Here is a 14,104-nt window from a genome sequence, read left to right on the forward strand (position 1 = left end):
CGGTCCATGACCGCGAGCTTTAAGCGTTCTTTACCGCCCGCCACCCCGCCGCGAAGGCCTGGGCATTGGCGCTGACCTGGGCGACGCTCAGGCCCGGCTTGTACAGCGCCGAGCCGAGGCCGAAGCCGTTGGCGCCGGCGGCCACGTAGGGGCCCATGTTGTCCGGGGTGATGCCGCCCACTGGCAAGAGCGCCAGCTCTTTGGGAAACACCGCGCGCCAGGCCTTGACCACCGCCGGGCCGAGTTGCTCGGCGGGAAACAGCTTGAGGCTGTCGGCGCCGGCGTCGAGGGCGGCGAAACCTTCCGAGGGGGTGGCCACGCCCGGGGCACTGACCAGGCCGGCAGCCTTGCTGGCACGGATCACCGCCAGGTTGGCGTTGGGCGAGACGATCAGCCGGCCACCGGCGGCGTCCACCTCGGCCACCTGGGCCTCGGTGAGCACGGTGCCGGCGCCGATCAGGCAGCTTTCGCCCAGCTCCGCGGTCAGTCGGCGGATGCTCTCGAAGGGCTGCGGCGAGTTGAGCGGGATCTCGATGACGCGAAAGCCGGCGTCGTACAGGGCACGGCCGACCGCGACGATCTCGTCCGGGGTGACGCCGCGCAGGATGGCGATCAACGGCAGGTCCTTGAGATAGGGTTCAAGCATGGGAGTCTCCAGTGATGGGGAGCAGGCCGGCGGCCTGGGCCAGGCGCCAGAGCCCGGCCCGGGTGGCCTGCTCCAGCAGGCGGACCTGGTGGATATCGAACAGCGCCAGGGCGTCGCGATAGCGCTGGCAGAGCGCCGCGTCGCCGATCAGCACCAGGGGTGGGCAGGGGGCGCCCTTGAGGGCGGCGACCTGGCTGCGCAGCTCTTCGCCGATCAGCAGGCCGGACAGGTAGTCGAGGCTGTGCGCCGCGCCCAGCTCTCCGGCCAGCACCCGGCTGCGAGCGGTGAAGAGGCGGCCGAACAGGCCCTCGGCCCCGGCATCACGGGCGGTGACCAGGCCCAGGCGGAAGGCTTCGGCGCTGGCCTCGGGACCGGCTTCGGCAGCCGGTCGCCCGAGGATGGAATGCTCGCGCAGGACGGCGAACAGCTCGCCGGTCATGTAGGTGGCGAAGTCGGTCAGGCGACCGTCACGCACCCGCACCCACTTGCTGTGGGTGCCGGGCAGCACCAGCAGGGCTTCGGCGGCCAGGTCCGGCTCCAGTTCGAGGGCGCCGAACACCTGGGTTTCCTCGCCGCGCAGGACGTTGGGCAAGGCGCCGCGCTGCATCACCCCGGGGACCAGATGAAGCTCGCCGCAACCCGTGTCCAGGCGCAGCAGGCCGGCGGCCAGGCTGTGGACGTCGGCCGGGCAGTCGGCATAGGGCACCTCGCGCCAGCCGCCGCGGCTGCCGACCATGCCGCAGGCGATGGCGGGCAGGTCCGGCTGGGCCTCGCGCCAGTCGCCCACCAGGGTGCGATAGGCCGCGGCGAAGTCGCCATCCGGCACATGCATGATGCCCCAGGGGCGGCTGCGGGTTTCCAGCACGGCGCCCTGGGCGTCGAACAGCTGGGCCCGCAGGGACGAGGTGCCCCAGTCGAGGCCGATGAGGTGCGGGGTGGCGGTCATGCGGGACTCCAGCCGAGTTCGCGGGAAATGGCCCGGGCGCAGGCAGTGACCTCGGGCTGCAATTCATGCAGCCGCGCCTCGGGCATATAGGGGATGGCACTGGCCACGCTGAGGGCCGCGACGATGGCGCCGTCGGCGCCGCGGATGGGTGCGGCCACGCAGCGGATGCCCAGTTCGTTCTCTTCCAGATCAAGGGCATAGCCCTCGGCGGCGTGGCGCCGCAGCCGCGCGCAATAGTCCGCCCAAGGCAGGAAGTCCTCGCGCAGGCCGGGCTGGCCGGTCCGCCGGGCCACGCCTTCGCCGTAGAGGGCCTCCCACTCGCCCTCGGCGAGATCGAGCATCAGCGCCTTGCCGACCCCGGTCAGCGCCAGCGGCATGCGCAGGCCGACGCGAGATCTCATCTCCAGCCCCCGGCTGCCCGGCAGCTTGTCGAGATAGAGCACATCGCCGCCCTCGCGCACGCCGAGGTGCACGGTGTCGCCACAGTGCTGGGCCAGGCGTTGCAAATGGGGCCGGGCCACACCGGTCAGCGGCAGCTGCTCGCGGGCCTGGTAGCCGAGGGCGATGAGATGGCTGCCCAGGATCAGCCGCCCGCCGTCATGGCGCAGATAGCCTGCCTGGGTCAGGGCGGCGACCAGCCGATGGGTGGTGCTGCGCGTGCAGCCGATGGCGGCGCCGACCTGGGCCAGGCTGTCGGCCCCGGCGGCCACGGCTTCAAGCACGGCCAGACCGCGAAACAGGGCCTGGGCCCCGCTGGGCGCTTCGCCCTTATTGGAATTATTGTCGTTCATGGCCTTCACTCTAGAAGCCTCGCAGGGAAATCTCAATATGTGATACGTCATCCCATATTGTGGGATATAAGTTAGATATGACAGCCTTGTCACATAGCTGCAATATTGGCGCTATCTAATGCACGGCACATTGCAAGGACTCGAGAGGCAGAGCGCTCCATGACGGGTAAATCCATCCTGATCGTCGACGATGAGGCGCCCATTCGCGAGATGATCGCCGTGGCCCTGGAAATGGCGGGCTATGAATGCCTGGAGGCGGACAACAGCAAGGACGCCCACGCCCTGATCGTCGATCGCAAGCCCGATCTCATCCTGCTCGACTGGATGCTGCCCGGCACCTCCGGCCTGGAACTGGCCCGCCGCCTCAAGCGCGACGAGCTGACCGACGCCATCCCCATCATCATGCTCACGGCCAAGGGCGACGAGGACAATAAGGTTCAGGGCCTGGAAACCGGCGCCGACGACTACATCACCAAGCCCTTCTCGCCCCGCGAGCTGGTGGCGCGCCTGAAAGCCGTGCTGCGCCGCACTGGCCACATGGAGAGCGACGGTCCGCTGGAGGTCAATGGCCTGATCCTCGATCCGATCAGCCACCGGGTGACCATCGACGGCGCCCCCGCAGAGATGGGTCCCACCGAGTACCGGCTGCTGCAGTTCTTCATGACCCACCAGGAACGCGCCTACACCCGCGGCCAGTTGCTGGATCAGGTCTGGGGCGGCAACGTCTATGTCGAGGAGCGTACCGTGGACGTGCACATCCGCCGCCTGCGCAAGGCCCTCGGCGAAACCTACGAGAACCTGGTACAGACGGTGCGCGGCACCGGGTATCGCTTTTCCACCAAACTCTGACGCGGGATCACCGCCGCCGTGAACATCAACTGGCGCTCCCGTCTGGCCACCCAGCTGGCGACCGTGGTCGCCGGCTGCGCCCTGGCCGGCTGGCCCTTCGGCCATGTCGGCCTGGCGGTGGCCCTGGGACTGGCGGTCTATCTGGCGGTCACCCTCAGGCACCTGCTGCGCCTGCACGCCTGGCTGCTGAGCGAAGCCCCGGGCGCGCCGCCGGAAGCCGAGGGGCTATGGGGCGAGGTGCTCGACCGGCTCTATCGCCGCCAGCGCCACGAACAGCGTCAGCGCGAGGAATTGCTCGCCGTCATCGGCCGTGCCCAGGCCTCCACCGAGGCCCTGCGCGACGCCATCATCCTGGTGGATCGCCACGGCAACCTGGAGTGGTGGAATCGCGCCGCGGAAACCCTGCTCGGCCTGCGCCAGCCCCAGGACCTCGGCCAGCCCATCACCAACCTGGTGCGCCACCCGCGCTTTTCCGACTACTTTCTCGGTGGCGACTACGGCGAGCCGCTGGAACTGGCCTCGCCGCTCAACGACGATGAATACCTGCACATCCTGGTCACCCGCTTCGGCGAAGGCGATCGGCTGCTGCTGGTGCGCGACGTGACCCGCCTCCACCAGCTGGAACAGATGCGCAAGGATTTCGTCGCCAACGTCTCCCATGAATTGCGCACCCCGCTGACGGTCATCACCGGCTACCTGGAGACCCTGCTGGACAATGCCGACCACGCCACTCCGCGCTGGCGGCGGGCGCTGGGGCAGATGCAGCAGCAGGCCGGACGCATGCAGCACACCATCGACGACCTGCTGCTGCTGGCGCGCCTGGAAGCCACCGATTATCCCGCCGACAACCGCCCGGTGGTGCTGGAGCCGCTGCTCGCCTCCATCCTGCAGGATGGCCGCGCCCTGTCCGGCGCCGTGGGCCACCGCCTGAGCCTGGAGTGCGAACCGGGCCTGGCGCTGCTGGGCAGCGAGACCGAATTGCGCAGCTGCTTTTCCAACCTGGTGTTCAATGCCGTCAAGTACAGCCCCGAAGGCGGCGAGGTGCGGGTGCGCGCCTGGCAGGACGCCGAGGGCGCCCACGTCGCGGTGCAGGACAACGGCCCCGGCATCGACGCCCGCCACCTGCCGCGCCTGACCGAGCGCTTCTATCGCCTCGACGCCAGCCGCGCCTCCAGTACCGGCGGGACGGGCCTGGGCCTGGCCATCGTCAAGCACGTGCTGATCCGCCATCGTGGCGGCCTGGACATCCACAGCGTGCCCGGCGAGGGCAGCTGCTTCACCTGCGATTTCCAGCCCGAACAGATCGCCCAGCGCACCGCCGCCTCGGCCTGAGCCGTCCCCTCCCCGCCGTGCTATCGTCCGGCCATCCCGGTCACGGTCCCCTGTCATGCCTCCAGCCCTGCGCCTGCTGCCGGTCCTGCTGCTCGCCCTGCTCGGCTGCCTGCTGCTGGGCAGCCAGGCCTGGCATCGCGCCGAACAGGCGAGCCTGGCCGAGGCCAGCCTGCTCGGCCAGGAACAGCTGCGCCTGCATGCCAGCGGCCTGCAAACCCTGATCGACCGCTTTCGCGCCCTGCCGACGGTGCTGGCCCAGGACCCGGAGCTGATCGCCGCGCTCACCACCCCGCCCGATGCCGCCGCCACCGAGCGCCTCAATCTCAAGCTGGAGCGCCTGAACACGGCCGCCCAGTCCTCGACCCTGGAGCTGCTGGATCGCAGCGGCCTGGCCATCGGCGCCAGCAACTGGCGGCTGCCCACCAGCTATGTCGGCCACAACTACGGCTTCCGGCCCTATTTTCGCGAGACCCTCGCCGGCGGCAGCGGCCGCTTCTATGCCGTGGGGGTCACCACCGGCATTCCCGGCTATTTCCTCTCCCATGCGGTGCTGGACGCCCAGGAGCGCTTTCTCGGCGCGGTGGTGGTCAAGCTGGAATTCCCCGCCATCGAGGCCCGCTGGGGCGAGCATCCCGAGGTCCTGCTAGTGAGCGATGCGCGCGGCGTGGTCTTTGCCGCCAATCGCCCGGCCTGGCGCTATCGCCTGCTGCGCGAGCTGACCCCAGCCGAGCGCGCCGAACTGGCCACCACCCGCCAGTACGACAGGCGCACCCTGCAACCCCTGCCCTATCGCCAGCAGCTAGTGCTCGGCGAGCAGCGCCAGGTGGCCCACATCGAGGCTCCCGAAGGCAGCGCCGACTACCTCTGGGACAGCCTGCCGCTGCCCAGCGAAGGCTGGACCCTGCACCTGCTGCGGCCCACCCGCGACCTGCAGGGTGGCGGCCCGGGCGCGGCGCTGGCCGCCGCCTGCGCCTGGCTGCTGCTGGTCTGCGCCGGTCTCCTGTGGGCGCAACGGCGCCGCCTGCAGCGCCTGCGCCAGCGCAGTCGCCTGGAGCTGGAGCAACTGGTGGAGGCCCGCACCGCGGAACTCCGCACCGCCCAGGACGGCCTGGTGCAGGCCGCCAAGCTGGCCGCCCTGGGGCAGATGTCGGCGGCCCTGGTGCATGAACTCAACCAGCCGCTCACCGCCCAGCGCATGCACCTGGCGAGTCTGCGCCTGCTGCTGGATCACGGTCGGCTGGACGAAGCCCGCGCCGCCCTGGAACGCCTCGATGGCCTGCTGACCCGCATGAGCGGTCTCACCGGCCATCTCAAGACCTATGCGCGCAAGACCCCCGCCGGTCTGCGTGAACGGGTCGATCTGGCCCGGGTGGTGGACCAGGCGCTGGAATTGCTGGAGGCGCGCCGCGCCGAGCTGGCCGTGGAGCTGATCCTGGAGCTGCCGCGTCCGGCCTGGCTGCTGGGCGACCCCATCCGCCTGGAGCAGGTGCTGGTCAACCTGCTGCGCAACGCCCTGGACGCCGTGGCGGAGCGACCCCGACCGCAGGTCCGGGTCAGCCTCGCGCAGGAGGGCGAACACTGGTTGCTGGAGGTGGCCGACAACGGCGGCGGCATCGCCGCCGAGCACCTCGACCAGGTGTTCGATCCCTTCTTTACCACCAAGCCGGTCGGCGAAGGCCTCGGTCTGGGCCTGGCGGTCTCCTCGGCCATCGTCCAGGCCCAGGGCGGCAGCCTGACGGCCAGCAACGCTGTGGAGGGCGCGGTGTTCCAGCTGCGACTGCCTGCGGTGGCCGAAACCGGCTAGCGCCCACGCGGACTGCCGCACCGCTGAACCGGCGCTCAGTCGGGGACTCGACCGGCTGCCAACGTTCGGGCAAGGTAGCGGCGCACCGGCCGCGAGAGGACGCCCCCATGCAAGCCCAGGTCTATCTGGTCGACGACGAAGCCAGCATCCGCGAAGCGGTGCGCCAGTGGCTGGAGCTGTCGGGGCATCAGGTGCGGCTGTTCGCCCGCGGCGAGGACTGCCTGGCGGCAGTGACGCCGGATTTCGCCGGGGTGGTGGTCAGCGACGTGCGCATGCCCGGCATGGACGGCCTGGCCCTGCTGGGCCGGCTGCAGGCGCTGGATCCCGACCTGCCGGTGATCCTGCTCACCGCCCACGGCGATGTCGCCCTGGCGGTCAGCGCCATGCGCCAGGGCGCCTACGACTTCCTGGAAAAACCCTTCAGCCCCGAGGCCTTGCTCGGCGATCTCGGCCGCGCCCTGGAAAAGCGCCGGCTGGTGCTGGAGAACCGCCAGCTGCACCGACGGGTCGACGACCAGAGCGCCCTCGCCCGCCGGCTGCTCGGCGTCTCGCCCGGCCTCGTGCGCTTGCGCCAGCAGATCCTCGATCTGGCGCCGACACCGGTCAACGTGCTGCTGCGCGGCGAGACCGGCAGCGGCAAGGAACTGGTCGCCCGTTGCCTGCACGACTTCGGTCCCCGAGCCGGCAAGGCCTTCGTCGCGCTCAACTGCGCGGCCATTCCCGAGCAGCTGTTCGAGAGCGAGTTGTTCGGCCACGAGAGCGGCGCCTTCACCGGTGCCCAGGGCAAGCGCATCGGCAAGCTGGAATACGCCAACGGCGGCACCCTGTTTCTCGACGAGATCGAGAGCATGCCCCTGGCGCAGCAGGTCAAGCTGCTGCGCGTGTTGCAGGAGCAGCGCCTGGAGCGCCTCGGTTCCAACCAGAGCATCGACCTCGACCTGCGCATCGTCGCCGCCACCAAGCCGGACCTGCTGGAAGAGGCCCGCGCCGGGCGCTTTCGCGAGGACCTGGCCTACCGCCTCAACGTCGCCGAGCTGCACCTGCCGCCGTTGCGGGCGCGGCGCGAAGACATTCCGCTGCTGTTCGATCACTTTCTCGCCGAGGCCGGCGCCCGCCTGGGGCGCCCGGTCACCCCGCCCGGCGCGGCGCGGCTGGCCCAGTTGCTCGGTCACGGCTGGCCGGGCAATGTCCGTGAACTGGCCAACGCCGCCGAACGCGAGGTGCTCGGCCTGGGCACGCCGGCCGCGGCCCAGGGCCATTCCCTGGCCGATCAGCTGGAAGCCTTCGAGGCCCAGTGTCTGCGCGCGGCCCTGGCTCGCCATGGCGGCGAGATCAAGGCGGTGATGGACGAGTTGCAACTGCCGCGGCGCACCCTCAACGAGAAGATGCAGCGCCATGGTCTGGTGCGCGCCGACTTCCGCGACGACGACTGAGGCGCCATAGGCGGAAATCCGCTCATTGCTAGATGGGTTTCGGCGATCTTTCGCCGATCCCCGCTGAAAAACCCAGTCAGGACGCGGCTTCGTGACCTGGCACGCCCCCTGCTATAGCCCTTGTCGACGCCCCGAGCGCCCTAATAACAACGACAAGAGGAACATCCCTGTGGATAGCACCGCTACCCTCGCGGCCGGCCAGACCGCGCCCAAGACCACCTCGCAGCGCATCAAATCCATCTTCAGCGGTTCCGTCGGCAACCTGGTCGAATGGTACGACTGGTACGTCTACGCCGCCTTCTCGCTGTATTTCGCCAAGGCCTTCTTTCCCAAGGGCGACCAGACCGCCCAGCTGCTCAACGTCGCCGCCATCTTTGCCGTGGGCTTTCTCATGCGCCCCATCGGCGGCTGGCTGATGGGCCTCTATGCCGACAAGGCCGGCCGCAAGTCCGCGCTGATGGTCTCGGTGATCATGATGTGCGCCGGCTCGCTGATCATCGCCCTCACCCCCAGCTACACCACCATCGGTGTCGCCGCCCCCATCATGCTGGTGCTGGCGCGGCTGCTGCAGGGCCTTTCGGTCGGCGGTGAATACGGCACCTCCGCCACCTACCTGAGCGAGATGGCGACCAAGGAAAGCCGTGGTTTCTACTCCAGCTTCCAGTACGTCACCCTGATCTCCGGCCAGCTACTGGCCCTGGCCACCCTGATCGTGCTGCAACAGACCCTGACCGTCGAACAGCTGGAAAGCTGGGGCTGGCGCATTCCCTTCCTGATCGGCGCCGCCTGCGCCGTGACCGCGCTCTACCTGCGCCGCGGCATGGAAGAGACCAGCTCCTTCAAGAAGGCCGAGAAGTCCAAGGAATCCCTGATGCGCACCCTGGCACGCCACCCCAAGGAATTCCTCACCGTGGTCGGCCTGACCATGGGTGGTACCCTGGCCTTCTACACCTACACCACCTACATGCAGAAGTACCTGGTCAACTCGGTGGGCATGAGCAAGACCGACGCCACCTCCATCTCGGCGGCGACGCTGTTCCTGTTCATGCTGCTGCAGCCCGTCGTCGGCGCCCTCTCCGACCGCGTCGGCCGGCGCCCGGTGCTGATCGCCTTCGGCGTGCTCGGCACGCTGTTCACCTATCCGATCCTGACCGCCCTGGGTAGCGTCACCACCTGGTGGGGCGCCTTCGGCCTGATCATGGTGGCGCTGGTGATCGTCAGCTTCTACACCTCGATCAACGCCGTGGTGAAGGCCGAGCTGTTCCCCACCGAGATCCGCGCCCTGGGCGTCGGCCTGCCCTATGCGCTGACCGTGTCCATCTTCGGCGGCACCGCCGAATACCTGGCGCTGTGGTTCAAGAGCATCGGCATGGAAAGCGGCTACTACTGGTACGTGACCGGCTGCATCGCCTGCTCGCTGCTGGTCTACGTCTTCATGAAGGACACCCGCGATCACTCGCGCATCGTCCACGAATAACCGCTCGTCCCTGGGTGCGGGCCTCTCGGTCATTAGATTTGGCCGTCCGGCCCGCCCCCCTTTGCCTGGGCTTTGGGGCACGCCATCGTAGTGCCACCGGCAGCGCTCACAACGGTCATTTCGCTGGCCGCTGTGGCGAGTTCGCCCCCTCCTCCCAAGCCCCGGTTACACACTCATGGAAATCGACTACGGTCCCAGCTACGCCAAACTGGGTATCCAGTTTCAATACCAGTGGAGCACCCTGCTACGCGATGCCCTGAAGAAGCACGGCATCACCGACGCCCAGGCCAAGGCCATCTGCGGCGACTTCGCCTTCGATCTTTCCAAGCTCATCGACGAAGCCGAGATCAAGGCCGACGGCCTGTCCTATCGCCCGGTGATCGCCTTCACCGAGGACGAGGAAACCCTGCTGGTGCAGTCCGCCGAATTCGACTATCACGAAGCGGCCTATGCCACTGCCGCGGCGGCGTTCGAGAAGAAATAAGTCACGCGGGGCCTCGCGCCCCCACCCCGACCCTCTCCCACTGGGAGAGGGAGCGGTCTGGAGCGGTAGTGGGCTTCTCCTCCAGACGTGAGTCTCAATATTGTTCCAGTGTTACTGCGATAGTGATTCGCGACGCCCAGGCTAAGGCCAGCTCCAGCGACTGCACCTCCTGATCTCCACGCCGCCCTCAGCCAGGCTTGACCCTCGGCTTGCGCGCGCGCGTCGGCGCACCACCCGGCTTGGCTTTGGCCTTGGTCCCGCCGGTACGCCGCTTCTTCTTCCAGGGCGCGCCCTTGCCCGCCGGCGGCGGACCGCTGATGGTCAGGGTCAGGCCAAGACAGCGCTCAACCTGCTTGCCCATCCAGGCCGATTGCTTGGTGACGAATTCGGCCAGGCTCAATTCGCCTTCCTGCACCCGATCCAGCGCCTGCTCCCAGAGCGCCGTGGTGCCCGGATCGGCGATGGCCCGAGGCACGGCGTCGATCAGGCCGAAGGCCGCCGACGTCGCCGCCAGGGCCTTGCCCTGCTTGACCAGGTAGCCGCGGTCCAGCAGGCCCTGGATGATGCTGGCGCGGGTCGCCTCGGTGCCGATGCCGGTGGTGTCCTTGAGCTTCTGCTTGAGCGCCGGATCCTCCACCAGCTTGGCGACATTCTTCATCGCCTTGATCAGATCGCCTTCGGTGAAGGGCTTGGGCGGCTGGGTCAGCTGATCCTTGCAGCGCACCTCCACCACCGGATAGCACTCACCCTCGCGCAACTCGGGCAGCGCCTGGGGCGGCGGCGCCTCGCGGCCCTTGGGCGGCGTGAGCGACTCGGGCAAGGCGCGACGCCAGCCTGCTTCCACCAGCCGCTTGCCGGTGGCCCGCAGGCGTTCGCCGCCCGCCTCGAAGTCGGCCTGGGTGCGATCGAATTCGTGCTGCGGCAGGAACTGCGCCAGATAGCGGGCGCGGATCAGGCCATAGACATTGCGCTCCTGCGGACTCAAACGCCCCAGGTCGCGGGTCACCTGGGTCGGGATGATGCCGTGGTGGGCGCTGACCTTCGCATCATTCCAGGCCCGTGAGCGGCGACTGGCGTCCAGATGGTCGCGCAGGGGCGCGAGGCCGCTATCAGCGCTCAGCAAGGCGGCCAATAGCGCCGGTGCCTCGGCATGCTGGGACAGCGGCAGGTAGCCGCAATCGCTGCGCGGATAGGTGATCAGCTTGTACTTTTCGTAGAGCGCCTGGGCCACGTCCAGGGTTTGTTGGGCGCCGAGATTAAAACGTTTGGAGCAGACCTCCTGCAGGGTGCCCAGATCGAAGGGCAAGGGCGCTGCCTCGCGGATACGCTCGGTCTTGAGCTTGATCAGTCGCGCCTGCCCGGCCGCCTCGATGGCCTTCGCCGCCGCCTGGGCCACCTCGGGCTTTAGGCAGCGACCCTGGTCGTCACAGACGTCCTCTGGCGGCTGCCACTGCGCTTGGAAGCGACTACCCGAGGCGTCCAGGGTCGCCTCCACGGTCCAGAAGGGCACTGGCACGAAGGCGGCGATGGCGCGATCACGGTCCACCACCAGGCGCAGGGTCGGGGTCTGTACCCGCCCGACCGAGAGCACGCCTTGGTAGCCGGAGCGACGCCCCAGCAGGGTGAACAACCGGCTCATGTTCATGCCGATCAGCCAGTCGGCGCGCGAGCGTCCCAGGGCGGACTGATAGAGCCCATAGGTCTCGGCACCGGGTTTGAGCGCGGCCAGGGCGCGGCGGATGGAGACGTCATCCAGCGCCGACAGCCACAGCCGGCGAATCGGCCCCCGATAGCGGCAGTGCTCCACCAGCTCGCGGGCGATCATCTCGCCTTCGCGATCGGCGTCGGTGGCGATCACCAGTTCGCTGGCCTCGCCCAGCAGGCGCTTGACCGCCTTGAACTGGCTGCCAGTGGTCTTCTTGACCTGCAACTTCCACTGCTCGGGGACGATGGGCAGGTCGTCCAGCGACCAGCGCTTGTAGCGGGCGTCGTAGGCGTCCGGTGGCGCCGTTTCCAGCAGGTGGCCGATGCACCAGGTCACGGTCACGCCCTGCCCCTGCAGGCAGCCCTCGCCGCGGCGGCTGGCGCCGAGGACACGGGCGATGTCCTTGGCCTGGGAGGGTTTTTCGCAGAGATACAGCTGCATGGCGGACGTCGCACGAGGGGAATCGCCACAGGATGCAAAGCCTGCGCGAGTGGCGCAAGGCCTAATCTGTATATCCGTACAGAAAATGGCCTTTGCGCAAATTCGCCCAATAGGCCACAGCGCACTCAGGACGTGGATCACAGCTTGAACGGTGGCCGCCGCGGACGCGGAATCTTGCCGGTGCTGGACAGTCCTTGGGCTACGGCACTTTCGCCGTCTTTAGCCGAGCTCTGGGAGGCGTCAATGAACACTGTAGCTATGGATCGCGCCACGGCCGAGAGCACCGGCGCCGGAAATTTCGTCGACACCGCCAGCGGCCAGGCCCTGCGGGCCAGCATTGCGGCCATGCGCCGTACCACCAGCCAGGTGCAGCGCATCAACGATCAACTCTGGGAAGTCTGGCCCGACGGGCGTCGCAAGCTGCTGCTGCGCTAGGACCTTCCGCCCGACGCCCTAAGCGGGCGTCGGCGTCTCCAGCGCGGCCAGATAGGTCGCGACCTCGGCCTGGATCCAGGCGCTGAACCGCTCCTGCTTGTCCGCCGATTCGGCGCGCTCCGGCCAGACCAGCCAGTAGGCATAGGGATAGGGCGCCACCACCGGACTGAGCTGAACCAGGCGACCTTCGTCCAACGCGGCCTGCACCAGGCTGCGCCGCTCTAGCGCCAGCGTCTGTCCAAGGCGCAGCGCCTCCAGCACCACATTGGAGTCGTTCACGCTGATGCCGCGATTGGGCGCCGCTTCGCCCAGACCAGCCGTTTCGCCCCAGTGCTGCCAGGTTTCCTCCGTGTGCAACAGCGGCTGCGCGAGGGCCTCGTCCAGGCTGCGCGGCAGTTGCCCACCGTTGTAACCAGGCGCCGCTACCAGCAGCACATCGTCCTGGAACAGCCGCAACGCCGTCAGGCCATCCCACTGTCCCTCCCCCATGCGCACCCCGATATCCACCATGCCCTGGCGCAGATCCTGGAAATCCAGGCTGGTCTGGATGCGGATGCGATATTCCGGGTGCAGGGCGCGAAAACGTGGCAGTCGCGGCAGCAGCCAGTGGGTGGCGAAGGAGGGAAAGGTGGCGAACACCAGTTCGTTGCGCCGCGGGCGGGCCTGCAGGCGCCGGGTCGCCTCGCCCAGGTCGTCGAGCAGCTGGCGAACCTGCTCGGCATAGACCCGACCGTCGCCCGTGACCTCGATCCCGCGCCCCTGGCGCTCGAACAGCACCATGCCCAGCTGATGCTCCAGGCCCTTCACCTGCTGACTCACCGCGGCATGGGTGAGGTTCAGTTCGCTGGCGGCACGGGTCACGCTGCCCAGACGGGCAACCGCCTCGAAGCAACGTAGGGCATTCAGCGGCGGCACGCGCGACATGTAAGCCTTCCTTAACGATCCGGTCAGAATTTCTTGCTGGTGGCAGCTTCGCCGAATCCTTAATGTCTTGTCCAGAGCGGCACCCAGCGTGAAGCAAACGGCAAGGGTGACGTTCCACGTGAAACAGGATTCACTCTTTCTGACAGGACGCCCCATGCAACTCATCGGCATGCTCGACTCCCCCTATGTACGGCGAGTCGCGATCTCCCTTCGCCTGCTGGTGCTGCCCTTCGAACTGCGCCAGGTGTCGCTGTTTCGCGAGGTCGAGCGCTTTCGCAGCTTCAACCCGGTACTCAAGGCCCCCACGCTGATCTGCCTGGACGGTCAGCGGTTGATGGATTCGTCGCTGATTCTGGACTATGCCCAGCATCTCGCCTGCGGCAGTCGGCAATTGCGGCCGAGCGGCCATGCGGCCCGGGCGACCGCCCTCGGTCGCAGCGGCCTGGCCCTGGCCCTGTCGGAGAAGGCGGTGCAACTGGTGTACGAGCGTGACCTGCGGCCGGAGGAGAAGCGACATGCACCCTGGCAGCAGCGCGTGGAAGGGCAGTTGCGCGCGGCCTGTGGCGCCCTGGACAAGGCCTGGCTGGGCCCGCGTCCACCGCTGGGTGAAGACAGTATTGGCCAGGACGCCATCGACACGGCCGTGGCCTGGACCTTCCTGCACTTCGCCCTACCGGGGCTGATCGAGCGGCGCAATTACCCGACGCTGGAGGCCCTGGCCGCCGAAGCGGAGGCCCTGTCGGTGTTCCGGGATTATCCGGTGGCTTGAGGGGCCGTTGGGCTTCGCTTCGCTCAACCCAACCTAAGAGAGCATGGCCGTAGGTTGGGGTGAGCAAC

Annotated in this window: 13 protein-coding genes; 8 read left to right on the forward strand and 5 right to left on the reverse strand. The window is 68.3% G+C overall.

Features of this window, described 5'->3' with window-relative positions:
* Nucleotides 1-19 precede the first annotated feature (19 nt).
* The 3 genes from AABM56_RS21980 to AABM56_RS21990 are packed head-to-tail and all read right to left on the reverse strand — an operon-like array spanning nt 20 to nt 2,383.
* Entirely contained in the window at nt 20-646 is a 627-nt protein-coding gene (locus AABM56_RS21980) for a 2-dehydro-3-deoxy-6-phosphogalactonate aldolase (protein WP_133860033.1), read from the reverse strand.
* The gene (locus AABM56_RS21985; protein ID WP_133860034.1) at nt 639-1,592 is read right to left on the reverse strand and encodes a 2-dehydro-3-deoxygalactonokinase; all 954 of its coding nucleotides are present in this window, start codon (nt 1,590-1,592) and stop codon (nt 639-641) included. The genes AABM56_RS21980 and AABM56_RS21985 overlap by 8 nt, the downstream gene beginning before the upstream one ends.
* Nucleotides 1,589-2,383 carry an IclR family transcriptional regulator gene (locus AABM56_RS21990; protein WP_133860035.1) on the reverse strand — a complete coding sequence of 265 codons (795 nt, stop codon included), beginning with the start codon at nt 2,381-2,383 and terminating at the stop codon, nt 1,589-1,591. Before AABM56_RS21990 ends, AABM56_RS21985 begins: the two co-directional genes overlap by 4 nt.
* 159 nt (nt 2,384-2,542) lie before the next feature.
* On the opposite strand from AABM56_RS21990, the gene phoB reads away from it, so the two are divergent.
* The 6 genes from phoB to AABM56_RS22020 all read left to right on the forward strand — a co-directional run bounded on the left by phoB (nt 2,543) and on the right by AABM56_RS22020 (nt 9,762).
* Nucleotides 2,543-3,232 carry a phosphate regulon transcriptional regulator PhoB gene (gene phoB / locus AABM56_RS21995; RefSeq protein ID WP_133860036.1) on the forward strand — a complete coding sequence of 230 codons (690 nt, stop codon included), beginning with the start codon at nt 2,543-2,545 and terminating at the stop codon, nt 3,230-3,232.
* Nucleotides 3,233-3,250: 18 nt separating this feature from the next.
* On the forward strand, nt 3,251-4,564 hold the full coding sequence (phoR, locus tag AABM56_RS22000) for a phosphate regulon sensor histidine kinase PhoR (RefSeq protein WP_133860037.1): 1,314 nt from the start codon (nt 3,251-3,253) through the stop codon (nt 4,562-4,564).
* A 55-nt stretch (nt 4,565-4,619) separates the two neighbouring features.
* Complete coding sequence (locus AABM56_RS22005) at nt 4,620-6,368, forward strand: ATP-binding protein (RefSeq protein ID WP_347883707.1); 1,749 nt, start codon at nt 4,620-4,622, stop codon at nt 6,366-6,368.
* Nucleotides 6,369-6,475: 107 nt separating this feature from the next.
* Nucleotides 6,476-7,801 carry a sigma-54 dependent transcriptional regulator gene (locus AABM56_RS22010; protein WP_133860039.1) on the forward strand — a complete coding sequence of 442 codons (1,326 nt, stop codon included), beginning with the start codon at nt 6,476-6,478 and terminating at the stop codon, nt 7,799-7,801.
* A 169-nt stretch (nt 7,802-7,970) separates the two neighbouring features.
* Complete coding sequence (locus AABM56_RS22015; protein ID WP_133860040.1) at nt 7,971-9,278, forward strand: MFS transporter; 1,308 nt, start codon at nt 7,971-7,973, stop codon at nt 9,276-9,278.
* Between the two features lie 175 nt (nt 9,279-9,453).
* The gene (locus AABM56_RS22020; protein WP_017642364.1) at nt 9,454-9,762 is read left to right on the forward strand and encodes a hypothetical protein; all 309 of its coding nucleotides are present in this window, start codon (nt 9,454-9,456) and stop codon (nt 9,760-9,762) included.
* Between the two features lie 187 nt (nt 9,763-9,949).
* Here the strand turns inward: AABM56_RS22020 and AABM56_RS22025 are convergent, their stop codons facing one another.
* A complete protein-coding gene (locus AABM56_RS22025; protein WP_133860041.1) occupies nt 9,950-11,908 on the reverse strand; it encodes a DNA topoisomerase III in 1,959 nt (652 codons plus the stop codon).
* A gap of 243 nt (nt 11,909-12,151) precedes the next feature.
* On the opposite strand from AABM56_RS22025, the gene AABM56_RS22030 reads away from it, so the two are divergent.
* Nucleotides 12,152-12,343, forward strand: coding sequence for a hypothetical protein (locus tag AABM56_RS22030; RefSeq protein WP_158895221.1), 192 nt, complete (start codon nt 12,152-12,154; stop codon nt 12,341-12,343).
* A gap of 18 nt (nt 12,344-12,361) precedes the next feature.
* On the opposite strand, the gene AABM56_RS22035 is transcribed toward AABM56_RS22030, so the two are convergent.
* Nucleotides 12,362-13,267 carry a LysR substrate-binding domain-containing protein gene (locus tag AABM56_RS22035; protein WP_347883708.1) on the reverse strand — a complete coding sequence of 302 codons (906 nt, stop codon included), beginning with the start codon at nt 13,265-13,267 and terminating at the stop codon, nt 12,362-12,364.
* A 154-nt stretch (nt 13,268-13,421) separates the two neighbouring features.
* On the opposite strand from AABM56_RS22035, the gene AABM56_RS22040 reads away from it, so the two are divergent.
* Complete coding sequence (locus AABM56_RS22040; protein ID WP_133860044.1) at nt 13,422-14,036, forward strand: glutathione S-transferase; 615 nt, start codon at nt 13,422-13,424, stop codon at nt 14,034-14,036.
* Nucleotides 14,037-14,104: the final 68 nt, after the last annotated feature.

The sequence above is a fragment of the Pseudomonas aestiva genome, assembly GCF_039908605.1.
GTDB lineage: Bacteria > Pseudomonadota > Gammaproteobacteria > Pseudomonadales > Pseudomonadaceae > Chryseomonas > Chryseomonas aestiva.

Bases quoted from the DNA above. Each gene is read 5' to 3' on its own strand.
- AABM56_RS21980 (WP_133860033.1), bottom strand. From the start codon at position 646: ATGCTTGAACCCTATCTCAAGGACCTGCCGTTGATCGCCATCCTGCGC.
- AABM56_RS21985 (WP_133860034.1), bottom strand. From the start codon at position 1,592: ATGACCGCCACCCCGCACCTCATCGGCCTCGACTGGGGCACCTCGTCC.
- AABM56_RS21990 (WP_133860035.1), bottom strand. From the start codon at position 2,383: ATGAACGACAATAATTCCAATAAGGGCGAAGCGCCCAGCGGGGCCCAG.
- phoB (WP_133860036.1), top strand. From the start codon at position 2,543: ATGACGGGTAAATCCATCCTGATCGTCGACGATGAGGCGCCCATTCGC.
- AABM56_RS22005 (WP_347883707.1), top strand. From the start codon at position 4,620: ATGCCTCCAGCCCTGCGCCTGCTGCCGGTCCTGCTGCTCGCCCTGCTC.
- AABM56_RS22010 (WP_133860039.1), top strand. From the start codon at position 6,476: ATGCAAGCCCAGGTCTATCTGGTCGACGACGAAGCCAGCATCCGCGAA.
- AABM56_RS22020 (WP_017642364.1), top strand. From the start codon at position 9,454: ATGGAAATCGACTACGGTCCCAGCTACGCCAAACTGGGTATCCAGTTT.
- AABM56_RS22025 (WP_133860041.1), bottom strand. From the start codon at position 11,908: ATGCAGCTGTATCTCTGCGAAAAACCCTCCCAGGCCAAGGACATCGCC.
- AABM56_RS22030 (WP_158895221.1), top strand. From the start codon at position 12,152: ATGAACACTGTAGCTATGGATCGCGCCACGGCCGAGAGCACCGGCGCC.
- AABM56_RS22035 (WP_347883708.1), bottom strand. From the start codon at position 13,267: ATGTCGCGCGTGCCGCCGCTGAATGCCCTACGTTGCTTCGAGGCGGTT.
- AABM56_RS22040 (WP_133860044.1), top strand. From the start codon at position 13,422: ATGCAACTCATCGGCATGCTCGACTCCCCCTATGTACGGCGAGTCGCG.